Source organism: Clostridium sp. CF012, from assembly GCF_018861755.1.
GTDB lineage: Bacteria > Bacillota > Clostridia > Clostridiales > Clostridiaceae > Clostridium_AD.
Window position 1 is genome coordinate 44,555 of sequence record NZ_JAHLEF010000018.1, and the last position, 26,152, is coordinate 70,706.

The 26,152-nt window shown below is 32.8% G+C and carries 23 protein-coding genes; 20 read left to right on the forward strand and 3 right to left on the reverse strand.

The features are described from left to right. Positions 1-64: 64 nt before the first annotated feature. The 12 genes from KPL50_RS15755 (at position 65) to KPL50_RS15810 (ending at position 15,312) form a co-directional block, all read left to right on the forward strand. Entirely contained in the window at positions 65-307 is a 243-nt protein-coding gene (locus KPL50_RS15755) for an acyl carrier protein (RefSeq protein ID WP_216299495.1), read from the forward strand. After that, the gene (locus tag KPL50_RS15760; RefSeq protein WP_216299496.1) at positions 304-1,785 is read left to right on the forward strand and encodes an AMP-binding protein; all 1,482 of its coding nucleotides are present in this window, start codon (positions 304-306) and stop codon (positions 1,783-1,785) included. Before KPL50_RS15755 ends, KPL50_RS15760 begins: the two co-directional genes overlap by 4 nt. 5 nt (positions 1,786-1,790) lie before the next feature. Beyond that, positions 1,791-2,903, forward strand: a complete 1,113-nt coding sequence (locus tag KPL50_RS15765) for an acyl-protein synthetase (protein WP_216299497.1) — start codon at positions 1,791-1,793, stop codon at positions 2,901-2,903. Next, positions 2,900-4,204, forward strand: coding sequence for an acyl-CoA reductase (locus KPL50_RS15770; protein WP_216299498.1), 1,305 nt, complete (start codon positions 2,900-2,902; stop codon positions 4,202-4,204). The genes KPL50_RS15765 and KPL50_RS15770 overlap by 4 nt, the downstream gene beginning before the upstream one ends. A gap of 142 nt (positions 4,205-4,346) precedes the next feature. Then, positions 4,347-6,152 (forward strand): sigma 54-interacting transcriptional regulator, encoded by a 1,806-nt coding sequence (locus KPL50_RS15775; protein ID WP_216299499.1) that lies wholly within the window; start codon positions 4,347-4,349, stop codon positions 6,150-6,152. Between the two features lie 411 nt (positions 6,153-6,563). Continuing rightward, complete coding sequence (locus KPL50_RS15780) at positions 6,564-7,829, forward strand: hypothetical protein (protein ID WP_216299500.1); 1,266 nt, start codon at positions 6,564-6,566, stop codon at positions 7,827-7,829. A 120-nt stretch (positions 7,830-7,949) separates the two neighbouring features. Beyond that, positions 7,950-9,401: a 4-hydroxyphenylacetate 3-hydroxylase family protein gene (locus KPL50_RS15785; RefSeq protein ID WP_216299501.1), complete on the forward strand. Its 1,452-nt coding sequence runs from the start codon at positions 7,950-7,952 to the stop codon at positions 9,399-9,401. Positions 9,402-9,492: 91 nt separating this feature from the next. Beyond that, entirely contained in the window at positions 9,493-9,771 is a 279-nt protein-coding gene (locus KPL50_RS15790) for a NifU family protein (protein ID WP_253200657.1), read from the forward strand. 103 nt (positions 9,772-9,874) lie between these two features. Continuing rightward, on the forward strand, positions 9,875-11,176 hold the full coding sequence (locus tag KPL50_RS15795; RefSeq protein WP_216299502.1) for an acetyl-CoA hydrolase/transferase C-terminal domain-containing protein: 1,302 nt from the start codon (positions 9,875-9,877) through the stop codon (positions 11,174-11,176). A gap of 16 nt (positions 11,177-11,192) precedes the next feature. Further along, positions 11,193-12,701, forward strand: coding sequence for an acetyl-CoA hydrolase/transferase family protein (locus KPL50_RS15800; RefSeq protein ID WP_216299503.1), 1,509 nt, complete (start codon positions 11,193-11,195; stop codon positions 12,699-12,701). Positions 12,702-12,742: 41 nt separating this feature from the next. Further along, positions 12,743-14,113 carry an aldehyde dehydrogenase family protein gene (locus KPL50_RS15805; RefSeq protein ID WP_216299504.1) on the forward strand — a complete coding sequence of 457 codons (1,371 nt, stop codon included), beginning with the start codon at positions 12,743-12,745 and terminating at the stop codon, positions 14,111-14,113. An 80-nt stretch (positions 14,114-14,193) separates the two neighbouring features. Beyond that, entirely contained in the window at positions 14,194-15,312 is a 1,119-nt protein-coding gene (locus KPL50_RS15810; protein WP_216299505.1) for a 4-hydroxybutyrate dehydrogenase, read from the forward strand. Between the two features lie 142 nt (positions 15,313-15,454). Here the strand turns inward: KPL50_RS15810 and speE are convergent, their stop codons facing one another. Next, positions 15,455-16,282: a polyamine aminopropyltransferase gene (gene speE, locus KPL50_RS15815; RefSeq protein WP_216299506.1), complete on the reverse strand. Its 828-nt coding sequence runs from the start codon at positions 16,280-16,282 to the stop codon at positions 15,455-15,457. A 334-nt stretch (positions 16,283-16,616) separates the two neighbouring features. On the opposite strand from speE, the gene spoIIAA reads away from it, so the two are divergent. The 6 genes from spoIIAA (at position 16,617) to spoVAE (ending at position 20,180) form a co-directional block, all read left to right on the forward strand. Beyond that, positions 16,617-16,952 (forward strand): anti-sigma F factor antagonist, encoded by a 336-nt coding sequence (gene spoIIAA / locus KPL50_RS15820; RefSeq protein ID WP_216299507.1) that lies wholly within the window; start codon positions 16,617-16,619, stop codon positions 16,950-16,952. A gap of 13 nt (positions 16,953-16,965) precedes the next feature. After that, positions 16,966-17,394, forward strand: a complete 429-nt coding sequence (gene spoIIAB, locus KPL50_RS15825) for an anti-sigma F factor (RefSeq protein ID WP_216299508.1) — start codon at positions 16,966-16,968, stop codon at positions 17,392-17,394. 10 nt (positions 17,395-17,404) lie between these two features. Beyond that, entirely contained in the window at positions 17,405-18,157 is a 753-nt protein-coding gene (gene sigF, locus KPL50_RS15830) for an RNA polymerase sporulation sigma factor SigF (protein ID WP_216299509.1), read from the forward strand. Positions 18,158-18,344: 187 nt separating this feature from the next. Continuing rightward, positions 18,345-18,797 carry a stage V sporulation protein AC gene (gene spoVAC, locus KPL50_RS15835; protein ID WP_216299510.1) on the forward strand — a complete coding sequence of 151 codons (453 nt, stop codon included), beginning with the start codon at positions 18,345-18,347 and terminating at the stop codon, positions 18,795-18,797. 6 nt (positions 18,798-18,803) lie between these two features. Beyond that, positions 18,804-19,820: a stage V sporulation protein AD gene (spoVAD, locus tag KPL50_RS15840; protein WP_216299511.1), complete on the forward strand. Its 1,017-nt coding sequence runs from the start codon at positions 18,804-18,806 to the stop codon at positions 19,818-19,820. Continuing rightward, on the forward strand, positions 19,821-20,180 hold the full coding sequence (gene spoVAE / locus KPL50_RS15845) for a stage V sporulation protein AE (RefSeq protein WP_216299512.1): 360 nt from the start codon (positions 19,821-19,823) through the stop codon (positions 20,178-20,180). A gap of 46 nt (positions 20,181-20,226) precedes the next feature. Here the strand turns inward: spoVAE and KPL50_RS15850 are convergent, their stop codons facing one another. Further along, the gene (locus KPL50_RS15850) at positions 20,227-22,728 is read right to left on the reverse strand and encodes a transglycosylase domain-containing protein (protein WP_216299513.1); all 2,502 of its coding nucleotides are present in this window, start codon (positions 22,726-22,728) and stop codon (positions 20,227-20,229) included. A gap of 195 nt (positions 22,729-22,923) precedes the next feature. On the opposite strand from KPL50_RS15850, the gene yunB reads away from it, so the two are divergent. Continuing rightward, positions 22,924-23,601 carry a sporulation protein YunB gene (gene yunB, locus KPL50_RS15855; RefSeq protein ID WP_216299514.1) on the forward strand — a complete coding sequence of 226 codons (678 nt, stop codon included), beginning with the start codon at positions 22,924-22,926 and terminating at the stop codon, positions 23,599-23,601. A gap of 89 nt (positions 23,602-23,690) precedes the next feature. On the opposite strand, the gene hpt is transcribed toward yunB, so the two are convergent. After that, positions 23,691-24,215, reverse strand: coding sequence for a hypoxanthine phosphoribosyltransferase (gene hpt, locus KPL50_RS15860; protein WP_216299515.1), 525 nt, complete (start codon positions 24,213-24,215; stop codon positions 23,691-23,693). Positions 24,216-24,336: 121 nt separating this feature from the next. Here hpt and hflX point away from each other — a divergent pair, with 121 nt between their 5' ends. Continuing rightward, positions 24,337-26,124, forward strand: a complete 1,788-nt coding sequence (hflX, locus tag KPL50_RS15865) for a GTPase HflX (protein WP_216299516.1) — start codon at positions 24,337-24,339, stop codon at positions 26,122-26,124. Positions 26,125-26,152 lie beyond the last annotated feature (28 nt).

Here is a 26,152-nt window from a genome sequence, read left to right on the forward strand (position 1 = left end):
TTTTCTTTTTGGCATAAAAATTGCTATAAATATAATAAATTATAATAACTTAGGAGGCATTATTATGAGTAATTTAAAAAAATTAAACAAGGTGTTATGTGATGTATTTGATTTTAAAAAATTAGAAGATATAAAGGATGATTTGGGACCAGATGATATAGAAAATTGGGATTCTTTAGGACATGTAGAACTAATTACAAGTTTGGAGGAAGTTTTTGACATATCCCTAGAGGTAGTAGATATCTCTAGAATGTATACAATAGGAGGTATAAAAAAAATACTTGAGAAATATGGCATTCAGATATGACCTTTACAGATTATGTTTTTGAATTTTCATCAAAATATGATAAAACAGCTGTAATTTTTGAAAATGAAATAAGTTATAAAGAAACCTTTGAGAATGTAAATAAGAAAGTTTCTTTTATAAAAAACAAAAGGCTTTCTAAAAAGGACGCTATACTCTTGGTTTCAGATAATTCTAATTTTTTTATTGAAAATTATTTTGGGATAATTAAAAGTGGAGTTATTTGTGTCCCCATAAATCCAGCTTTAAATAGCTCTGAAATAAAATATATTATTGATTCTCTTAATATTAAGCTAATCTTTACTCAGAATAAATTTAGAGAAAAAATAAATGCTTTAATCGATGATGACGTTGAGATTTGTACACAAGACAGTGTGTGTAATTTTACTCAGGAACATGAAATAAATTATAGTGATGATATAAGCATAAAAGAAGATGTAGCTGTAATACTCTTTACTTCTGGGTCCACAGGAACTCCTAAGGGGGTGATGCTTACTCATTATAATCTCATGTATAACACAAATTCTATAATAGAGTATTTGAAGCTTACAGTGAAAGATAGAATAGAAATGGTTTTACCCTTTTATTATTGCTATGGTACTTCGATTTTGCATACCCACTTTAGGGTAGGCGGAAGCATTGTTATCAATAATAGATTTATGTTTCCACAAACAGTTATTGAGGATATAAATAAATATAATTGCACAGGATTTTCAGGAGTTCCGAGCAATTATCAAATACTTCTTAGAATGACAGATATAAAGCACACCAAGCTTCCTTCCTTAAGGTACATAACTCAAGCTGGAGGAAAATTGTCAGAGGTTTTTATACGGGAGCTGATAGATGTGTTAAAAGGAGTAGACATTTTTATAATGTATGGTCAGACTGAGGCAACATCAAGACTATCGTATTTACCGCCATATTTAATTGGTAAAAAGATGAATTCTGTAGGAAAAGGTATTAGTGGAACAGAACTGGTGGTTTTAAATAGTGAAGGAACCCCTGTGAAACCTGGAGAAATAGGGGAGATTGCTGCACGAGGTGGAAATGTAATGAAGGGATATTTCAATGATTGGATCGAGACTGAAAAGGTTATAAAGCAGGGATACTTATATACGGGTGATCTTGCAAAAGTGGATGATGAGGGATACATATATATAGTTTCGAGAGAAAAAAATATTATTAAAAGTGCTGGGAATAGAATAAGTCCTAAGGAAATAGAGGATGTTATAGTACAAATTCCTGAGGTAGTGGAATGTGCGGTTATAGGAGTTTACGACGATATTTTAGGAGAAGCAGTAAAGGCATTTGTAGTATTATTAGAAAATAAATCTTCTATAGACTTTAAATATATATTAGGTTTTTGTAAAAAGCAGTTACCCTCCTATAAAACTCCAAGATATATAGAATTTCTAAAGACTCTTCCCAAAAATTCCTCTGGCAAGGTGTTAACAAAGGGATTAAGTAAAAATAAGAGGTGAGTTAAATGGAGGCTTCAGAATTAATGGATGATCTAGTGCTGGGCGAGCAGTTTAATATAGAACAAAAGGAAAAGGAAAAGCTACTTTTGAATATTATCTTATCGCAACTAGAACACAATAGGTCAAATTTAAACATGAAAGCTATGTATGATAAATCAGGTGTAGATATTAGAAGTATAAAATCACTAGAACAGGTTCCATATATACCTGTAAATATGTTTAAATATTTTGATCTTAGAATATGTAAGCAAGATCAGGTGGTAAGAGTCTTAAACTCTAGTGCTACCACCACAGGGATTCCAAGCAAAATTTATTTAGACAAAGGGACATCAATAAGACAAACGCAGGGATTAATAAGTACTTTAACAAGTTTTCTAGGAGGAAAGAGAAGACCTATGCTTATAATAGATTCCGCGGACAGCAATAAAAGAGGAGACAATATAACTGCGCGTGGGGCGGCTATAAGAGGGATAAGCACTTTTGGAAGTAAAATCTTCTATGTTATGGATAGTGAAAAGGATGAACTTAAATTAAATATAGATAGACTTCGCGAGTTTGAAAGAGCGTATAAGGGAGAGGAAATTTTAGTTTATGGATTTACTTATATACTGTGGTCTAAATTCTTAAATGTACTAGCGCAGGAAGGAATAAAACTAGATATGCCTAAGTTAAAGCTATTACATAGTGGTGGGTGGAAAAAACTAGTTTCTCAAAAGGTGGAAAAAAGTGTTTTTTCAGAGACAGTAGCGCAGATATTTAACACAAATGCAGCTAATGTAATAGATTTTTATGGAATGGTGGAACAAGTAGGAGTAGTTTTTATTGATTGTCAGTACGGACATAAACATGTACCTAATTTTGCAGATGTTATTATAAGGGATATACAGACTTTAGAAGAGGTGAAGTTTGGGCAAGCAGGGCTTATAGAAGTTATTAGTATTTTAGGCTCAAGTTATCCATCTCAAGCGATTCTAACTGAGGATATTGGTGAATTTATAGGAGTAGATGATTGTCCTTGTGGTAGATGCGGTAAATATTTTAAATTTAAGTCACGAATAGACAAGGCCGAAACTCGCGGCTGTGGAGATACCTTTGCGGAAAGGCAGGTAGGAAGATGATAAAGTGTTATGAATTAAATGGAGAATTCTATAAAAATGGGATAGAATTTCTGGACTTTGGTGTAATACATACTTGTTTAAATAAGAATCTTGCAGAGCTTCATGAATTTCCTGTAGAAGCTATAATACTTATTATAAATGAATACAGTAAGAAAATAGCAACAAACAGAGAAATATTAAGAATGGAAGGAGTTCCATTCTTATGCTTTTATTTAAAAAAGATAAATATGGAGAAACAGTTAGAGCTTAACTTAGGAAGTATGGAATACCTGAATAATTTTGTGCAAGTAGATGATGAAAAATATATTAAAGCTCAGCCACGTGGCGTAGTTTGCCATTGGATGGCTGGGAATGTAATTACTCTTGGAATTTATTCAGTACTTCAGAGTATATTATGCAAAAATGCAAATATTCTTCGCGTGTCTATGGAATGTGTTAGTGCATTATATGAATTATTAATTCTTTTAGACAATATTGAGGTTGTATATCATGGACATTCATATTCCTCTAAAGTTATATTAAATAATATTGCCCTTATCTATTTTAATAGTGAGGATGTGAAACACAATTCACAGATGTCTTTAAAAGCAGATGCACGAATCGTTTGGGGTGGTGAAACAGCCGTAAATGCTATATCAATTCTACCCAAAAAACATACTTGTGTGGATTTAATTTTTGGTCCAAAGTACTCTTTTGCAGTTTTCGATAAATCAGCCATTGAAAGTGAAGATTTTGATGAATACTTAGAAAATCTAGTAACAGATATAATTTCATTTAAGCAGAAGGCATGTTCTTCCCCTCAAGTTTTATTTATAGAGAAAAGCAAACTATCTGTGGAAGAAGTAGGTCAAATGTTAAGTGTAAAATTCGAGAAATTGATAAAGAGACACACTAACTTAGACTTAGATGAGGCAATAGCTGCAAAGGTAATTAATAAAAGAGGGGAATATTCTCTGTGTTTGGATAAGTCGCTTTATATAAGTAAGGGACTTCAATATACAATATTAATTGATAGTGAAGTAAAGCTTGAGGAAGCCATTACAGGACGAACAATATTTATAAAGCAAGTAGAGGATATATTAGATATATGTCCATTAATTACCAAGAAGATACAAACCATTGGCATAGCATCAAAGAATAGTAAGAAGTCAATACATTTTGCTGACAAAACAACAGCTCTTGGAGTAGATAGAGTTGTGAAAATTGGGTATATGAATTTCTATGATTCTCCTTGGGATGGTAAGTTAATAATGAGTGAATTAGTTAGATGGTGTTCTATTAATATAAAGGGAATGGTTTAATGAAGTTGCTTGATATCTTTGCTTTAATTAAAATATAAACTAAATAATTATATTAAATTATATTTTTTCTGTTATAATAAAATTGTGCTATGAAATGTATAAAAACATAGCGCAATTTTTTTATAAATTGTGAGGTGTTTTTATGAAAGTAAGGGATGTTATGATAAAAGGTAATGTTACACTTAAAGAAAATAATACATTTTATGAAGCGTCACAGTTATTTATGAATAATGAAGTTGAAGTTATACCTATATTAGATGAAAATGAAATTTTGGTTGAGCTTATAACTAAAAATGATATAATTGCGAATTTTATTAAATGCACTAGCCTTGATATATGTATAAAAAACCTTACCTTAGACAAAAAAAATATTATCAATGAAGATTCTAAAATACAAAATTATATTAACGTCAAGGAAAATTATATGGCAGTTAAAAATCAGCAAGGTAAGTTTGTTGGAATTTTTAACGTGAATAATATATTTAAGCAACGTTTTGATACTGCAATAGAGAAAATAAGTGAGCTAAAGCAAAAATTAAACTGTGTTGATGAATGCGGCATTGCAAATCTTAATTGCACTGAATTAGATAAAGTTATTGAATCATCCTATGATGGTATATATATAACTGATGGAAAAGCTAATACTTTAAGGATTAATAAATCTTATGAAACTATAACTGGTTTACAAAGAAAAAATATGCTGAATAGGAATATGTATGAACTAGAAAAAGAGGGATATATATCTAAGTCATCAACTCTTATGGTATTAAAAAATAAAAAATCTAATACTATTGAGCAGGAATTCAGTACGGGAAAAAAAGTATTGGTTTCTAGTAATCCAATATTTGATGCAGAAGGTAATATAAGCATGGTGGTTACAAATGTACGTGATATAACGGAATTGTACGAGTTAGGAGAACAGCTAGCTAAAAATATGAAGCTTACAGAAAAATATCATTCAGAGATAGAGGCTATGAGAATTCAATATTTAGATTTAACCGATATCATTGCTAAGGATAAAGCAATGATAAATTTATTAGAGGTTGCTAAAAGAGTAGCTACTGTGGATACTACGGTTTTAATATTAGGAGAAACTGGAGTTGGAAAGGAAGAAATCGCAAAATTTATACATAAGAATAGTATGAGGTGTGACAAAAATTTTATAAAAATTAATTGTGGAGCAATCCCTCAAAATCTAATAGAATCAGTGCTATTTGGCTATGTAAAAGGTGCTTTTACAGGGGCTAATAAGGAAGGGAAGATGGGACTTTTTGAAGTGGCAGATGGGGGTACAGTTTTTTTAGATGAAATTGGAGAACTTCCTTTAGATATACAAGTTAAGCTGCTTAATGTACTTCAAGAGGGCGTAGTGGAAAGAGTTGGAGCGGTGAAACCCATCAAAATTGATGTAAGAGTATTAGCCGCTACTAATAGGAACTTAGAAGAGATGACTATAGAGAAAACCTTTAGATTGGATTTATATTACCGGTTAAACGTTGTCCCTCTTACTATACCGCCATTAAGGGAAAGAAGAGAAGATATTGTACCTTTAGTTCAACATTTCTTATCTGAATTAAATAGCAAATATAACTTTGAGAAAACTTTCACTATTGAGGCAGTGAATACCCTGTATAATTACGGTTGGCCAGGTAATGTTAGGGAACTTAAAAATATTGTAGAAAGAGTTATAGTGATGAGCAGCAGTGATAAAATATTCGAAAGTGATTTGCCAATGACCACTCATGGTACAATCAACAAACAAAATAATTGTTGGGATGATATGTGTAATTTAAAAGAAGCGGTTGCAAGATTAGAAGCCAAGCTTATTAGTCAAGCATTTGAAAATACAGGTAATGTAAGGGCTGCGGCTAAAATACTTGGTATTGATGCTTCTACTTTTGTTAGAAAGCGTAAAAGATATTTAGAAAAAGAAGTGTTGCAAAAATGAAACGTGTTGCAAAAATGCAATAAACGAATATATCTTGTGAAATACATATACTATGCAAGAATTTATGTTTTATGTAAAGTTGATTTCTGTTTTTTGTTTCTTTTATGCAACAAATATTGAATTTCGAACAACTTGGTTGTGATTATTTTCACAACCAAGTTGTTTTTTAAAAACTAATTATTGTGATTGTTTTCACAATAATTAGTTTAAATACTAAGTAAAATGAAATCATATACATTTAATTCATAGCATTTATTGAAAAACATAACACCCGTTTATAACTTTGGCACAGGTATTGCTAGATATATAAATATAAATGTTAAATTATTAACATTATTGTCAATTATATAACATTTTATTTCTTGTGAAACTAGTAAATATTTATTCTAATTAATTGAGGAGGCATAAAAAATGAGATTTGACTTAACAGCTTTTTTAACCAATCCATTTGTTCCTATGTTTTTAGCAACGGTAACGGGATTGTTGCTAGGTAACATTAAAATTGGGAAATTCAATCTTGGACAATCAGGTGGTTTATTTACTGGAATATTTTTTGGCTGGTTACTTTATTCGAAATACTGCGTTCCATTTATGGTAGACCCAAGTAATCATAAACAAGGTTTAATTGTAGGCGCACCCAAATATGCGGCTAATTATTTTAAAAACGGAGTTGTTAGCGATACCTTGTTTACATTTACACTGATTCTTTTTATTGCATCAGTTGGGTTACTTGCAGGAAAAGATATCGGAAAGGTTGTTAAGAAATATGGAGCCAGGTTCGTTGTACTTGGTGGTGTGATAACTGCTACAGGTGCATTGGTTACATATTTAGCTACGCTTGTATTTACTGGTCAAAATAATTTTGCTGTTGCTGGAGTTTATACAGGAGCTTTAACAAGTTCACCAGCACTTGCAGCAGCCTTAGAATCCACTGCTAAGTATGGTGCAGTAGCACAAGCACAAGTCGGACTTGGACATGCTATTGGATATGCACCAGGCGTATTAGTAGTGATTATCGCTATGAACTTTTTCCCGGTTATATTTAAAATGGATGTAGAAAAGGAAAAACAAAGATTTAAATCTGAGATGACATCTTTTAATGAAAATGAAGCTGCAGAAAAAAACATTAAAGAAGTTGGTATGGATGTAGTTTCATTCCTCACAGTGTGTTTGGTTGGATACTTTGTTGGTTTAATAAATATATACCTACCAGTTGTTAAATGGTTTAGTTTGGGATCAACTGGTGGAGTACTTATAATGGCATTATGGCTTGGTCATATCGGAAAGATTGGACCATTAACATTTAGAATGAACACCCGCGTGCTTTCTGCCATAAGAGACTTATCTCTTTCTCTTTTCTTGGCTATAGTAGGGTTACAATATGGGTATGAAACTGTAGCAGCACTTGGTGGAAGTGGTGCAACACTTGCATTAATTTCATTTATAGTTGGTCTCATTGCGTTGAGTGCTGGTTTTTTTGTGGCAAGATATATATTTAAAATGAACTGGATCATTATTGCAGGCGCAATATGCGGAGGTATGACAAGTACACCAGGACTTGGGGCTGCAATTGATGCTACAAAGACTGATGAAGTTGCTGCTGGTTATGGAGCCACCTATCCCTTTGGACTCTTATTTACTGTAATATTCGTAATCATACTTCATATGATTACATAAATCTAAAAATGGCTTCATATCTATGATTTAACAAGTTGGCATAGTTATTGCTATATGAAACGTGTAAACAAAAATAAAATTTGATTAAATTTATAATAAATAATAAAGGAGCTGTTCTTAATGGGACTCATGACAAAAGAACAATATATAGAAAGTCTTAGAAAGTTAAATCTAAAGGTTTATATGTTTGGTGAATTAGTAGAAAATGTTGTAGATCATCCAATTATTCGCCCATCATTAAATTCTGTGGCTATGACCTACGAATTAGCACAAAATCCAGAATATGAAGATTTAATGACTGCTACATCAGACTTAACTGGAGAAAAAGTAAATCGTTTTGCTCATCTTCATCAAAATACTTCAGACCTTATAAAGAAAGTTAAAATGCAACGTTTGCTTGGACAAAAAACTGCATCATGTTTTCAAAGATGTGTTGGTATGGATGCTTTTAATTCTGTATATAGTACTACCTTTGAAATAGACAAGGAACATGGAACAAGCTATCACGAGAATTTTAAAAAGTTTTTGACTTATGTTCAAAAAAATGATTTAACCGTAGATGGTGCAATGACAGATCCTAAAGGAGATAGAGGCCTTTCACCTAGTCAACAAGCAGATCCAGATATGTATTTAAGAGTTGTAGAAAGAAGAGTAGATGGTATTGTAGTAAGGGGTGCAAAAGCACATCAAACAGGTATGACAAATTCACATGAAATTTTGGTAATGCCAACAATAGCAATGACGGAAAATGATAAAGAATGGGCAGTATCCTTTGCAATTCCAACAGATGCAGAAGGTGTGTTTCATATATACGGACGTCAATCTTGTGATACACGGAAACTAGAAGAGGGAATGATTGATAGAGGAAACAGTGAATTTGGTGGACAAGAAACATTAACTGTATTTGAAGATGTATTTGTGCCAAATGAAAGAGTATTTTTAAATGGAGAAACTGAATTTGTAGGAATGCTTGTAGAAAGATTCGCTGGATATCATAGACAAAGCTATGGTGGATGTAAAGTTGGCGTTGGTGATGTACTTATCGGCGCAGCAGCGGTAGCTTCAGAGTATAATGGAGCTCAAAAAGCAACACATATTAAAGATAAATTAATAGAAATGACTCACTTAAATGAAACACTTTACGCCTGTGGAATAGCATGTTCTGCAGAAGGCCATGTAACAAAAGCTGGTAACTATGAAATAGATAATTTACTTGCAAATGTATGTAAGCAAAACGTAACTAGATTCCCATATGAAATTTGTAGACTTGCAGAGGATATAGCTGGAGGTATAATGGTAACAATGCCTTCAGAGCAAGATTTTAGAAATGAAAAAATAGGACCTTATATTGATAAGTATTTGAAAGGTATTGCATCAGTTTCTACAGAAAATCGGATGAAAATTTTAAGGTTAATAGAAAACATGACTCTTGGAACAGCAGCAGTGGGCTATAGAACAGAATCCATGCACGGAGCTGGATCACCACAAGCACAAAGAATCATGATTGCAAGACAGGGCAACCTAGCATATAAGAAAAAATTAGCAAAAGCTATAGCCAATGTAATCGAATAGATTAATAAATCTATGATAATGAATATGAATGTACTATAGAAAATATTTAAAAGAAAGCAGGGGGCATCCCCCTGTTATATATGAGGTTATTATGATTGATAAAATTAAAAAGGTAATTGAAGAAGAAGTAAAACCACAGTTAGCATTACATGATGGTGATATTGAAGTTATCAAGGTGGAAAATGGAATTGTGGAAATCAAGTTTTTAGGAGCTTGTAAAGGTTGTCCTTCTGCTAAAGTTACTATAGAAGATGTAGTAGAGAAAGCTTTAAAGAAAAAGATTCCAGAGGTAAAGAAAGTTATACAAATTTATGATGTAAGTTCGGAATTGTGGGATACCTATAAAAAGATTATTAAAAAAGATAATTAAGAATGAAACACATTAAAAAATTTTTATTCACTTTGTGAAATATAAGACAATATCGTGAATTTAAATTCAAAAAATTTATAAATGAAAAGAAGAGGTGACAAAGGTGAATTGGCAAGAAACTTATAAAAGTAAGGTGGTTTCTCCAAAATTAGCTGCAGCTAAAATCAAATCTGGTGATAGAGTTGTAACAGGACATGCTTGTTCAGAACCAATTGATGTTATAGAGGCTATGATTACAAATAAAGAAAATTATCGAGATGTAGAAATTGTACACATGTTGTCTTTAGGAAAAGGGGGTTATGTAAAGGATGGAATGGAACCGTATTTTCATCACAATGCACTTTTTGTAGGTGGTGGCACAAGAATCGCTATAGCTGAGGGAAGAGCAGATTTCACCCCGTGTTTTTTTTATAAAGTTCCAGAACTTTTTCGGGAAGGTGGATTACCAGTAGATGTTGCTATAATTCAAATTAGCACTCCAGATGAACATGGCTATTGCAGCTATGGGTTATCTAATGATTATACAAAGCCCGCTACAGAATGCGCAAAGATAGTAATTGCAGAAGTAAATACACTCATGCCAAGAATAATGGGAGATAACTTCATTCATGTTTCAGATATTGACTATATTGTTGAAACCTCTAATCCTATTATAGAGTTAAAAGCAGCTAAAATAGGTGATATGGAAAAGATAATTGGAGAAAATTGTGCAAGTTTGATTGAAGATGGATCTACGTTACAATTGGGAATTGGAGCAATTCCAGATGCTGTACTCTTATTTTTAAAAGACAAAAAAGATTTGGGAATTCATTCTGAAATGATTTCAGATGGAGTGGTTGAACTAGTAGAGGCTGGCGTTATAACAAATAAAATGAAGACCTTACATCCAGGTAAAATCATAGTTACCTTTTTAATGGGGTCCAAGAGACTTTTTGATTTTGCAGATAATAACCCTATGATTTCCATGCATTCTGTGGACTATGTAAACGATCCTGTGGTAATTATGCAAAACCATAAGATGGTGTGTATCAATTCCTGTATACAAGTAGACCTCATGGGTCAAGTAGTAGCAGAGAGTATAGGACTTAAGCAATTCAGTGGAGTTGGTGGACAAGTTGACTTTACAAGGGGAGCTGCAATGGCAAAAGGCGGAAAATCTATTATTGCTATGCCATCCACAGCAAGTAAAGGAACAATGTCTAGAATTGTACCATTACTAGATGAAGGTGCAGCAGTAACTACATCTAGAAATGATGTTCATTATGTAATTACAGAGTATGGTATTGCTGAACTTAAGGGGAAAACACTAAGTGAAAGAGGAAAAGCACTAATAGGTATTGCACATCCGAATTTTAGATTAGAACTTATAAAAGAGTGGGAAAAAAGATTTAAGAGAAAATTTTAAAAGGTGGGGTGAAAGTATGAATACTGATAGAATAAGAAATGCAAGTCTAGAAGGTAAAATAATGACTGCTGAGGAAGCTGCAAAGTTAATAGTGGATAAAATGGTAGTAGGAGTAAGTGGTTTTACACCATCAGGTTATCCAAAAGCAGTTCCATTGGCTTTAGCCGCTAGAGTAAAAGCTACTGGTGAAAAAATGAAAGTAACCTTATATAGTGGTGCTTCCGTCGGGGCAGAAATCGATGGCGCATGGGCTGAAGCAGGAATTATTTCAAAGAGATTACCATACCAAACCAATAATGAAGTAAGAAATAGCATTAATAGTGGAGACATTGATTATATAGATATGCATTTAAGTCATAGTACCCAATATGTAGATTGTGGAGTTATTCCTAAAATAAATGTAGCGATTATTGAGGCTGTTGCAATTACAGAAGATGGATGTATTGTACCAAGTACCGCCATTGGAAATGCTGCATGTTATATAAAAAATGCAGATTTTGTAATTGTGGAAGTGAATGAAAGTCAGCCCATCCAACTAGAAGGAATGGCAGACATATATATGACAGAAAAACCACCTTTTAGAAAACCAATTCCACTAATACATCCAGGAGATAGAATTGGAACAACCTGCATACCTTGTGGAATTGAGAAAATTGCTGCCATTGTTATGACAGATCTTTTAGACAAAACAAGGCCACTTGCAGCAATTGATGAAGCATCAAAGAAAATTTCTAAGAATCTAATTGAGTTTTTAGAGAAAGAAGTAGAAGAAGGTAAACTACCAGAGAATTTATTACCACTTCAATCTGGGGTAGGTAGTGTTGCTAATGCAGTGCTTGGTGGTCTTTGCAAGTCAAATTTTGAAAATTTGACTTGTTATACAGAGGTAATTCAAGATTCTATGTTAGATTTATTAAAATGTGGGAAAGTAACAGTAGCATCCTCCACAGCCATAAGTCCTTCCCCAGAGAGAATGGTTCAATTTAAAGAAGAAATAGATTTTTATAAAGATAAGATAGTATTAAGGCCTCAAGAAATAAGTAATAATCCTGAAATTGCGAGAAGAATAGGTGTTATTGCTATGAACACAGCTATAGAGGTGGATATATACGGTAATGTTAATTCAACACATATAATGGGAAGCAAAATGATGAATGGTATTGGTGGATCCGGAGATTTTGCAAGAAATGCTTACTTAACAATATTCACAACTGAGTCCATTGCAAAAAAAGGAGATATCTCTTCAATTGTTCCAATGGTATCGCATGTAGATCACACAGAGCATGATGTTATGGTTATTGTAACAGATCAAGGGGTAGCTGATTTAAGAGGATTGTGCCCAAGAGAAAGAGCACTAAAAATAATTAACAATTGTGCACATCCAGATTATAAAGTAGCTCTTATGAAATATTTTGAAGATGCTCAACTCACTGGAGCAAAACATACACCACATATGCTAAATAAATCTTTAGGATGGCATAGTAGATTTTTAGATACAGGATCCATGAAGGAGAAATTAGTATAATTAATGAATAATAATATACAATTTTTAGGAGGAAAATAATAATGGATAACAAAGCTTATATAAATGAAATGATGGTTAAAGCAAGGAAAGCTCAAGCAGGTATTGCAAACTATAATCAAGAACAGGTGGATGCGTTAGTTAGAGTAATTGGTAAAGTTATATTTGATAATGCAGAGGTACTTGCAAAAGAAGCAGTTACAGAAACAAGAATGGGAGTTTATGAAGATAAGGTAGCTAAGAATATGGGAAAATCAAGGACTATATGGAATAGCTTAAAAGGTAAAAAATCAGTAGATATCATGGGACCTGAAGAAGGAAAAGAAGGAATACTACTAGTAGCTAAACCAAAGGGGGTTATAGGTTCTATTACACCAACAACAAATCCAATAGTTACACCAATGTGTAATGCTATGTTTGCGCTAAAAGGAAGAAATGCAATTATTGTAGCACCACACCCAAGATCGAAGAATTGCTCAGCACATGCTGTTAAATTAATGAATGATGAATTAAGAAAACTTGGAGCACCAGAAAACCTAATTCAAATAATAGCAGAGCCATCCGTTGAATTAACAGGAGAATTAATGTCAGCTGTTGATACAGTAGTAGCTACAGGTGGAATGGGAATGGTAAGAGCTGCTTATGCCAGCGGAAAACCAGCTTTTGGAGTTGGAGCAGGAAATGTTCAAGTTATTATTGATAGAGATTATAATTTTGATCAAGCTGCAAAAGATATTATCGCAGGAAGAAAGTTTGATAATGGTATCATCTGCTCTGGAGAACAAAGTATTATAGCTCCAGTTGAAAAACATGCTGAAATAATGGAGGCCTTTGTTAACAATGGCGCATACTACATCGAAGATGAAGAATCAATTGAAAAGTTTAGAAATGTTATGTTCCCAGGCGGAGTAATAAATGGTAAACTTGTTGGTCAATCAGTTCAGTTTGTTGCTGATATGGCAGGCGTTATGGTTCCGGAAGCTACAAAAGTAGTTATATTAAAAACTAAAGGAATAGGATCACTAGATGTACTTAACAAGGAAAAAATGTTCCCATATATGATAACAATGACTTACGATACTTTTGAAGAAGCAGTACAACTTGCTAAAACTAACCTTTTATATGAGGGTGCAGGACATACTACAGCCGTTCATTCAAATGACAATGCTCATATTGAATATGCAGGTAAAGAATTACCTATAAGTAGATTAGTTGTTAATCAAACATCATCTACAGGAGCTGGCGGAAGTTTCAATAATGGGTTCAATCCATCTACAACTCTTGGTTGTGGATCTTGGGGAAATAATTCAATATCTGAAAACTTTACTTTTTATCACTTAATAAATATATCAAGAATAGGATATTTTAATAAGGATGCCAAAGTTCCAACTGCTGAGGAAATCTGGGCTGAATAGTATAAAAATAGTAGGTTTCAACGGATTGAGTTGAAACCTATTTCCTAAATATAAATAATTACAAAATAGGAGGAAAAATAATGAAATTATTTTCAATTAAATCACAAATCCATAAATTTGATACATCAAAAGAATTTGCAGAAGCCTTTAATATAGGTGAAGGAGATTTTGTATTATCAAATGAATTTATATATAATCCATTCTTCGGAAGTTTAAATCTTAAAGCTGAGATAGTCTTCCTGGAAAAATTTGGTGTTGGCGAACCATCTGATGAGATAATTAATGCAGTATTGTCAGTTATTAAAGGAAAGACATTTAAAAGAATTTTTGCTATAGGTGGAGGTAGTGTTATCGATATAGCAAAACTTCTTGTAATAAAGGGTGAAAATAGAGCATTAGAACTATTCGAGAAAACAGTTCCATTAATAAAGGATAAAGAGCTTATAATAGTTCCTACAACTGCTGGTACAGGTTCAGAAGTTACAAATTTATCTATAGCTGAAATTAAAGCGAAACATACAAAAATGGGGCTTGCTACAGATGAATTATTAGCAGATCATGCAGTACTTATACCAGAACTTGTTAAAGGACTTCCATACAAATTCTTTGTTGCTAGTTCAATAGATGCACTAATCCATGCTATTGAGTCTTATGTATCACCAAAATCTAATCCTTACACAGAATTATTTAGTGTCAAAGCAATGGAATTGATTTTAAAGGGATATATGAAAATTATTGAAAAAGGTGAAGAGTATAGAAAAGAAATAATTGAAGATTTTGTTATAGGTAGTAACTATGCTGGTATTGCTTTTGGTAACACAGGAGTGGGGGCTGTTCATGCACTTTCTTATCCTCTTGGAGGCACTTACCACGTTCCTCATGGAGAAGCAAACTACCAGATGTTTGTTGAAGTTTTTAGAACATATAATAAGAAAAATCCAAATGGTAAAATTAAAAATGTTAATAAAATACTTGCAGATATTTTAAATGTAAATGTTGATAGTGATGTGTTTGCTTCACTTGCTGGAGTACTTGATAAATTATTAGTTAGAAAACCATTAAAAGATTATGGTATGAAGGTAGAAGAAATTGAAAGTTTTGCAGATAGCGTTGTTGTAGGTCAACAAAGGCTTTTAAATAACAATTATGTGCCTCTAAGCAGAGATGAAATTAGAGATATTTATAAGGTTCTATATTAAAACTTAAAATATTGAAATATAAGAAGAGAGGTGCAAACCTCTCTTCTTATATGATTATAATAGATAATTAGGTAACTCATGTCTAATTTAGATTTCATTTATAAAAGACACAGTATTAGAAGATTCAAAAACAAAGTTATTCCTATTTTATTAAATCTTCTACAAATTTAGGTAAGGCGAAACAGGCTTTATGTAACTTTTTAGTATAGTATCTAGTATTAAATTCACAAGCAGCTGATAAATCTACTGTCTCTGGGTCGATTCTTTTTGAACCTACAGTAAAGCTCCAGTATCCACTTGGATAAGTAGGAATAGCAGCCATAAATAATTTTGTAACAGGGAACACAGCTTTTGCATCATTAAAAACTCTTTTTACGACTTCAGGAAGAAAAAAGGGAGTTTCTGTTTGTGCAATGAAAATACCGTCTTCTGTTAGGCAGTCATATATTTCACTGTAAAAGCTTCCTCCAAATAATCCTTCAGCAGCTCCAAAAGGGTCAGTAGAGTCTACAATGACTACATCGAATTCATTTTTATGCTCATGAACGTATTTTATACCATCCCCAATAAAAACCTCACATTTAGGGTTGTCTAAAGCACAACTTATTTCAGGAAGAAACTTTTTGCATTCTTTGACAACATCTACATCGATTTCACATAGTACTGCTTTCTCAATACCAGGGTGTTTTAATACCTCGCGAATTGCACCACCGTCTCCTCCACCCACAACAAGAACCCTTTTAGGATTTGGATGAGTAAATAGAGGAATATGAGTTATCATTTCATGATATACATATTCGTCTTCAATTGTTGTTTGAACTATTCCATCGAGCACTAGCATTCTTCCGAAAGCCTCAGTATCAAGAATTGCAAGCTCTTGGAACTGCGTTGTCTTTGTAACCAAAGTTTCCTTTATTTTATAAGTCATAGCAGCATTTGCTATTTGACCTTCTTTAAACCACATATCCATTGTAATTCCTCCTCATATTTTGGGGTAGATAACAATTAATAATTGATAACTACTTATATTTTCCCAATTAACAAATAATTTCAAAAGTTAAACAACAATAGTATAACAATGATTTTAATATAGGGCAATAGTTTGCATTAGTCAATTTAATTGTCAATTTAATTATCAAAAAATGTATTAAATCAATAGATATGGGTAGAATATAAAAATATGCTTAAATATATTTAAAAAAAAGAAGGAAAATAATGTAATTGGTAGAATATATAATAAAGGTATAATATTTAGACAAAACTGAAAAATTATTTTAATTTAAAATGATTCAAGGGGGAAGAAGATGCATTTAAATTTTGAAAATATCCAAGATAAATTGATTGTTTACATGTCTGGAGAACTAGACCATCATAGTGCTGAAGAAGTAAGGAATATGATAGACGATCGCTTAGACCGAGATAAATACAACAAATTAATTATGGATTTCGATGGAGTGTCGTTTATGGACAGTTCAGGCATTGGGGTGGTTATTGGAAGATACAAAAAGTTACATATGAGAAATGGAAAAGTATGTGTAACAAGCATTAAATCTTCAGTAAAAAGAGTGTTCGAATTGTCAGGAATGTTTAAGATCATAATGCTATATGACGACGTTGAACAAGCTGTAAACAATATTTAGTGGGGGGATTAATATGGGTCACAATAGAATTAAAATTGAATTTTTAAGTAAATCCCAGAATGAAGGTTTTGCAAGAGTAGCAGTCGCAGCATTTGCGGCGCAATTAGATCCAACAATTGAAGAGATTAGTGATGTTAAAACTGCGGTTTCAGAGGCAGTTACCAATGCAATTATTCATGGATATGATAGCGAAGAGGAAATGATTAATATAGAAGCTATTATCAATGAAAATGAATTAACAGTTATAGTAAGTGACACAGGAAAAGGAATTGACGATTTAGAGATTGCTATGCAACCATTATATACTTCACGTCCAGACTTAGAGAGGTCAGGTATGGGTTTTACTGTAATGGAAACTTTTATGGACAGCTTAGAAGTAAAGTCTGATAAAGGTAGGGGAACAAGTATAATAATGAAAAAAATATTTAATCCTTTATGTTAGGTGGAATATTATGGATCAAAAAATAGTTAAAAAGAACAATTATAATTATGAAGATAATATGCTCCTCATTCAATTGGCTAGAGATGGTGAACCTGGTGCGCTAGATAGGCTAGTAGAAATGAACTTACCATTAGTTGCATCAATTAGTAAAAAATTTCTCAATAGGGGATATGAGTATGATGATATATTCCAAATTGGCTGTATTGGTCTAGTAAAAGCAATTAATAATTTTGACACTAAGTATAACGTGAAGTTTTCAACTTATGCAGTGCCAATGATAATGGGAGAGATTAAAAGATTTCTTCGGGATGACGGAATTATAAAAGTGAGTAGAAGTGTTAAAAATACTGCTCGGAAATTACATTATGATAAAGACACTCTAACAAAAGAACTAGGTAGAGATCCTACCATTGAAGAACTATCAGCTTTTTCTAATATTGAAAAAGAAGATATAGTATATGCACTAGAGTCTGCAAGTAATATGCAGTATTTATTTGATACAATACACCAAGATGATGGTGCCCCAGTATTACTAATAGATAAATTAAGTGAAAAATATGAAGAAGATAACGAGGTTTTGGATAAGATTGCCCTAAAAGAAGCACTTAGAAAACTTGATGCAAAATCAAGGCAAATAATTATGCTAAGATATTTTAAAGATAATACACAAATTCAGGTAGCGAAAATGATGGGAATAAGCCAAGTACAAGTATCAAGAATAGAAAAGAAAGTTTTAAAAATAATGAAAGAAAAGCTGAGCTGATAAGATGAAATATAGATAAACAACTTCAATGTTTGATTGTAAGTTGTTTATCTATAGATGATTCTTATTTTTTTTGACTAAAATTTATATAATTGCAAATAATAATTTAGTGATAAAATATATTCTAACCGAATAATTCAATATAATAAATAGTGTCCATTTTAAAGAAGAGCAAGGAGGATATTTCATGAAAGTGGAAGAAAAAACTATAAGAAAAAAGTTTGAACACCTCAATTCTAATAAAATTCCTAAGCCTAATCTACTGTTACATTGCTTTAATGCCTTTTGGGTTGGAGGATTGATATGTGTAATTGGACAATTTATCAGCGATTTTTTTTCAAAAATGGGTGTTCCGATCGATGAGCTAGGGAGCTATGTTTCCATAGTTATGGTGTTTCTAGGAGCTATACTTACGGGCATAGGTATATATGATAAGCTAGGTGATTTTGCAGGAGCAGGCTCCGTTGTACCAATTACAGGGTTTGCAAATTCCATTGTTTCGCCAGCAATGGAATTTAAAAAAGAGGGTTTTGTTTTTGGTGTAGCGGCTAAAATGTTTACAATTGCAGGACCTGTTTTAGTATATGGAATTGGTTCATCTGTAATCGTAGGTATTTTATATTACTTTATAAGGTGGTGATTTAAAATGGGTAGAAGAATTGGAGTTCAAACAGTTGAAATTCAAAGCAAACCTAGAATTATTGGTACTTATAATATAGTGGGTCCTAAGGAAGGTCAGGGACCATTAAAAGAGTATTTTGATAGAATTTTAAAAGACGATCTTAATGGAACTACTAGTTTTGAAAAAGCTGAATCAAGTCTTTTATATATTGCGATTAAAGAGAGTATAAAAAAAGCAAAATTACAGGAAACTGATATAAATTATCTACTAGCAGGAGATTTACTAAATCAGCTAATCTCTTCAAGTTTTGCAGCTAGAGATTTGAATATACCCTTTCTAGGACTTTATGGAGCTTGTTCAACTATGGCAGAGTCTTTAAGTATAGGTTCAATGATAATGGATGGAGGCATGGCTAATTATGTTGTAGCAGCTACTTCATCGCATTTCTCCTCAGCTGAAAGACAATATAGGTTACCATTAGAAATGGGAAGTCAGAGAGCTCCAACGGCACAATGGACCGTTACTGGAGCAGGATCAATGGTTTTAGGCAAAAAAGGTGATTTTCCTTATGTTACACATGTTACGACTGGCAAAGTTAAAGACTATGGAATAACCGATGTAAATAATATGGGGGTTGCCATGGCACCCGCAGCTGTGGACACTATTAAACAGCACTTTATGGATACGGGAAGAAAACCTTCGGATTATGATATTATTGCAACGGGAGACCTAGGCATGGTAGGAAGACAATTTACCGAGGAATTGCTCTTAGAATATAAGTATGATATGAAAGGTCATTATATTGACTGTGGTGAGGAAATTTTCAATGCTGAAAAACAAGGAACTAATGCAGGTGGTAGTGGGTGTGGATGCTCTGCAGTGGTTGCAACAGGGTACCTACTCAAAAATATGCTAAAGGGAAAATTTAAAAGAATACTTTTAGTTTCCACAGGAGCGCTTCTAAGTCCTACCTCATCTTTGCAAGGAGAAACAATACCAGGAATAGCACATGCTGTTTGTATAGAGTTTGGAGGTGAATAAATGAATAATTACATTATGGCTTTTATTGTTGGGGGGGCAATTTGTGTAATAGGTCAAATACTTATGGACACTACTAAATTAACACCAGCTAGAATATTAGTTGTATTTGTAACTGGTGGCGTAATACTAGGTGCACTAAATATATATGATGTGGTGATAAAATATGGAAAAGCAGGTGGCAGTATACCACTGCCTGGTTTTGGATATAGCTTAGCTAAAAGCGTAATGAAGGAAGTAGATGAGGTTGGTCTTATAGGAGCATTTACGGGAGGAATAAAAGGCACTGCGGGAGGTATTACTGCTGCGATTTTTTTTGGGTATATTATGGCGTTAGTATTTAATCCTAAAACAAAAGGATAAAAAAAACTACTATCAAAAATCAAAATTTGATAGTAGTTTTTTTATGTTAATGATTGCCATTATTACCTTTGGGAGGAGCATTACCGGTTGGATCCGTAACAGGAGGAACCGTAACAGGAGGATCTGTAACAGGAGGATCCGTAATTGGAGGATCCGTAATTGGAGGATCTGTAACAGGTGGAACATTAACCGGTGGAATAATAATTTTTTTTGAAAAGGTGTCAACAGCTGTTGGTAAAACATAAGGTGAATCTATTAAGAACACATTAGGTATATAATTTCTCTTTATAAACACCCTTGTTTCTATCTTTTCAAGTGGTGTAAATTCTGATGTCAGAACATATTTACCACTAGGATCCTTGATAACTTTTTCCGAAACATGTATGCTATCTACTGTTGTTGGCTGAGTTCCGTCAATAAATAGTTCAGAGTAAACTCTATTGCCTCTTGGATCTGCATATGTTAAGGCTGAAGGTATATCTCCCGAATCCTTTGATACGGAGTAGGAGGATATACCAGAAGGCCGCTCTACTTCCTTAACTGGAAGATTGGTGTGGGCGACTTTCATAAGTTTTCCCCATAATAATGCGGCGTCATTACTACCTAGTCCTTGAATTTCAACATTTTCTCTATCAGTTCCGATCCAAACAGCTGCAGAATAATATGGTGTTAATCCAACAAACCATAAATTTTTTGAATCAGAAGAAGTACCAGTTTTACCTCTAACAGGCATGTCGCTAAAAGGAGCATTTGTTCCAGTACCACCTGCAGTTACAGGACCACGCAATAAATCGTACATTATATAAGCACTTTGAGGAGATAAAACAGGTTTTGGATCATATTTTGTTTGGAGCAATACTTTCCCATCCCTATCAACTACTTTAGTGTATAATCTTGGATCAGTGCGCATTCCATTGTTACCAAAAACGCCATATGCCGTTGCCATAGTAAGAGGATTAGTTCCCAAATACTTACCACCATTCAATTGCCCAAGGGCCATAGCAGCGGAACTGCCCTTATCTGTGTCATCTAACTGTAATCCAAATTTTTCACCATAAGATGCACCAGTCTTAAGAGTAATCATATCCTCAATTTTCACAGCAGCCACGTTAACAGAATATTTAAGACAATCTCTTAGGGTTAAATATCCTTTATATGTATTGCCAGAATTTTTAGGATTATATGGAGGATTATTCTTTCCACCTAATCTATTTGCCATTTCATCTGTTAATGGTGAATCTTCAATAATCGTAGAAGCTGTAGCTATTTTCGTATCAATAGCTGGCCCATATACGGTTAGTGGCTTAATAGTTGATCCAGGTGGCTTCAAGAAGGACATAGACGCAGCTCTGTCAAAAGTCATAGGACCTTCGTCGCTAGTTCCTCCTATAATAGTTTTAACTTCACCAGTATGATAATCTGTGATAACTGAAGCAGCTCGGATTTTTGGGTTGTTCCCTTTATTTGATTTCACAGTATTATCAATCAGTTTCTGGGATGCAATTTGGAGATTTCTATCCATGGTTGTAGAAATTTTTAATCCATCGTACATAAGCATTGAAAATGCTTCTGCTTGGCTAATATTTAATGTTTTCATCAAATCTTCAGAAACCTGAACAATTGCGGGCCTAGAGAAGAACTCAAAGTTCATCTTGTTTGCATCTTTTATTGAAAAACTAAATACTAGCTTTTCAGCCATAGCTAAATCAAATTGTGCTTTGGTGATTTTGTTATATCTTAACATGCTTTCAAGAACAGTTTTTGTTCTATTTGAAACAAAAGCCTCTTTAGACTTTGCTGCTTTATATGCCAAGTTATATGAAAGAGTAGGATTCTGTGCAGCACTAGCAATAAAAGCAGATTGTTTTAAGGTTAATTTTTCAATAGACTTACCAAAATATTGCTGTGAGGCTGCTTCCACACCGTGAGCTTTTCCCCCTAAAAAAATAGTGTTTACATAAGCTTCTAAAATTTGGTCTTTAGTCAAAATCTTCTCTAACTTTAGCGAAAGAGAAATTTCTTGAACTTTTCTTTTTATAGAAGTTCTATTCTCCATAGAATCTTCTAAAAACATTCTATATTTAACCAATTGTTGAGTTATAGTTGATGCGCCTTGGAGACTTTCGCCACTCCCCTTTATTTTTATTTTTATATCATTTAATACAGCCCCACCCAATCGTTTTATGTCAATGCCCGGGTGTGTACCAAATCTAGAATCCTCAATACTTATAAATGCATCCCTAAGGGTGAGTGGAACTTTATTAATAGATATATTAGTTCTTCTTTCAGAGGTAATATATTCATCCATATACTTTGAATCATTGTCATATAGTATTGAGGGTTCATCTAATTTTAAAAATACATTAATATCTAAGTCAGGAGCTGTTTTAACCATAGCTAGGACTACTCCACTCATAGCTACCATGGCTATTAAGGCTATAAACATAATAGTAAAAACAAGGCTTTTAAAAACTTTCCTGCCCGTTGACTTTTTCTTCTTAGGTGTAGGCTTTTTATCTTTAATTTGAGTAGTTACTTTTTCTTTCATTGAATGTCCTCCTTGTATTTCTCTGGAGCGGATGATAATTATTAATTTACAAGTCTTATGTGAAAATACATATTGTAAAGTATAATTAGTTGTTAATATTATACCATATATTTATATTAATATAAAATATCCATTTTGATATACTATTTAATTCTGTAGCTTACAAGAACTACATATAATAACATATAATCTTAAATGGAGGTAATAAATATTAAAAACAAAGTTAAAACTAGAATATTAATAATTATAACCATAATTATGATAAATTTTACAATATTCATATATATTTTTGATAAAACCGTAATGCCCACCGTAATGGCAGTAGCTGATGCAGAAATGAGAGCAAAAGCAACAGAAATTGTTAATAGAGCAATTATTAATGAATATTCCAAGCAGTTTAACTACGATGAGATTATAAGAGTTGATAAAGATTCTGAAGGGAATATTGTAATGCTAAAAGCAGATACTTTAAAAATGAATAAAATAGCCTGTGATGTTGCGCTGCAAACCCAAAAGGAGCTCTTGAAATTGGGGGATATAGGCATCAAAGTCCCTATAGGTTATATAACAAGAAATAATATTTTATCTTATTATGGTCCACGCATAACCATAAAAATGCAGCCTGTAGGCCTTGTAGAAACTAAATATTCTTCTGAGTTTGAAAGTGCAGGTATAAATCAAACTAGACATAAGATCTATGTTAAAGTAAAAACCACAGTTAAAGTAATTATTCCCTTGAAAAGCAATGATATCGAAGTAGCTAATGAGATACCAATTGCTGAAACCATTATTGTGGGAAAAACACCCAATACTGCAATCGGTCTAGATTTAAATGGTACAGGTTTTAAACTGGGGAATAGTGGTGATAAGTAATATAAACATAAAAAAGTACGCAATTAAACGTACTTTTTTTATTTCTAATTATATTTTGTGGACATTCCAAAGGAAGAGGTGAAAAATACCTAATCTTCCCAATTAAATACGTAAGGTATATTTCTATAGTAGTCTCCGTAATTTAATCCATATCCCACTACAAAAAGATCTGGGATTTCAAAACAACAATAATCAGGTATTATATCAATTTTTCTTCGCTCATGCTTATCTAAAAGAACACAAGATTTAACAGAAGCAGCTCCAAGGGATCTTACCCTAGTCATAATAGAATTCATAGTTATTCCTGTATCAACAATATCATCCACTACTAATACATCAAAACCGGAAATATTGTCAGGGATGTCATTTATAATATTAACTGTTCCAGAGGACTCTTCGTCTGCACCATAACTTGAAGTTGTCATAAAACCTATTTTTGTAGGAACAGTTATTTGACGTACAAGGTCTGCAGTAAAGATGAAACTACCTCGGAGTAATGAAAGAATATATAATTTTTTTCCATCATAATCTTTGGATATTTCTAAACCAAGTTGTCCAACTCTTTCATCAATTTGGTCTTTAGATATAAGAATATTTACTTTTTTATCATCCAATGTTAATCCCGCCCTCGTTATATATTTACAATAGTGGTTCAATAGTATAAAATTATAAGATAGTTGTCAAGTATAAGAATACGAAAACTTGTTAAAATATATTAGAATGGAGTGATATGCGTTGATTTATGGAAATATTGATGGTGTTAAGATTTCAATTTTAAATAAATTAGAAAATGCTTGTGATATAAGAGTTTCAAAAGATTGCATTTTATCTGAAGAACTGGTAGATATACTAGTTGAGGTAACACAAGATTTAAAAAGAGAAGTCAGTGCGGCAATTGATAGAAAAGGTAAAATAATTAGTATGGCAATTGGCGACAGTAGCACAGTGGAACTGCCTATAATAGATATAAGAGAAGGGCGTTTATCTGGAGTTAAAATAGTACATACCCATCCCAATGGAAATTCTAGATTGTCTGCTCTTGATATGTCAGCACTAATAAAACTAAAGTTAGATTGTATAGTGGCTATTGGCATTTCAGAAAAAGAAGACTTAAAGTATAATGTAGGTTTTTGTGGAATAGAAAATAATATTCTAGTAGAAGAAGAAATAGGACCTCTAAGTATAGATCAAGTAATAGAATATGATATCATTGACAAAGTTAAACACATAGAAAAATTAATGAAGACAAGTGAAATCATTGAAGATGATGCAGAAAGAGCTATATTAGTGGGTATAGAAAGCGAAGAGGACTTAGTAGAACTTCGGGAGCTTGCAAAGGCCTGTAATGTAGAAACGGTAGATATAATTCTGCAAAATAGACATAAAATAGATCCAGCCTTATATATAGGTAGCGGTAAAGCAGAAGAAATTGCGGGTTTTAGACAAGCGCTAAGAGCGAATTTAGTTATTTTTGATGATGAATTATCTGGCTCGCAAGTTAGAAATTTAGAAGAAGTGCTTGGGTGCAAGGTTATAGACAGGACTACATTGATATTAGAAATATTTGCACGAAGAGCAAGAACTAGGGAAGCAAAAATTCAAGTTGAACTTGCACAATTAAAGTATAGGTTACCACGTTTAAAGGGACTTGGAACTATGCTTTCAAGAACCGGTGCGGGAATTGGAACAAAGGGGCCTGGAGAGAAAAAATTAGAAATTGATAAAAGACGAATACGCGAAAGTATTTTTGATTTAAACAAAGAATTAGAAAAAATAAGAACTACCAGAAGTGTACAAAGGGAAAAGAGAAGTCGCGAAAGTGTTTCGAAAATATCCTTAGTCGGGTACACTAATTCAGGAAAATCAACACTTAGAAATACATTATGCGATGTAGCTGCGCTAAAAAGTGCAGTTCAAAAAGATAAAGTCTTTGAAGCAGATATGCTATTTGCAACCTTAGACGTAACAACAAGAGCACTACTATTACCTGATAATCGTGTGGCAGCAGTAACGGATACTGTAGGTTTTATAAGAAAACTTCCTCATGACCTGGTGGAAGCCTTTAAATCTACATTAGAAGAAGTTGTATATTCAGATTTATTGATGCACATAGTAGATGTATCCTCAGATAGTGCAGAACTACAAATAGAAGCTGTAGATTTGGTATTAACAGAACTTGCGGTAATTGATAAGCCAATGATATTGGTGTTAAATAAAATTGATAAAGCCTCACCAGAAAACATCTTAAAGATAAAAGAAAAATATAAAAATTTAAAATGTATAGAAATATCCGCTAAGTATGGCACAAATTTGGAAGAGTTATTAAGAGAAGCTTGTGAAGATCTTCCGTATACGCTTAAAAAATTTAATGTACTTATACCATACACTGATCAATCCATGGTGGCATATTTGCATAGAGGTTCTAAGGTAGAATCAGAAGAATACAGTGAAGAGGGAACTCTTATGTCAGTACAAGGGGACGATGAAATATATAACAAGTGTGAAAAATATATTGTAGTTTAAAATATATTGTAGTGTAAAATATCATTAA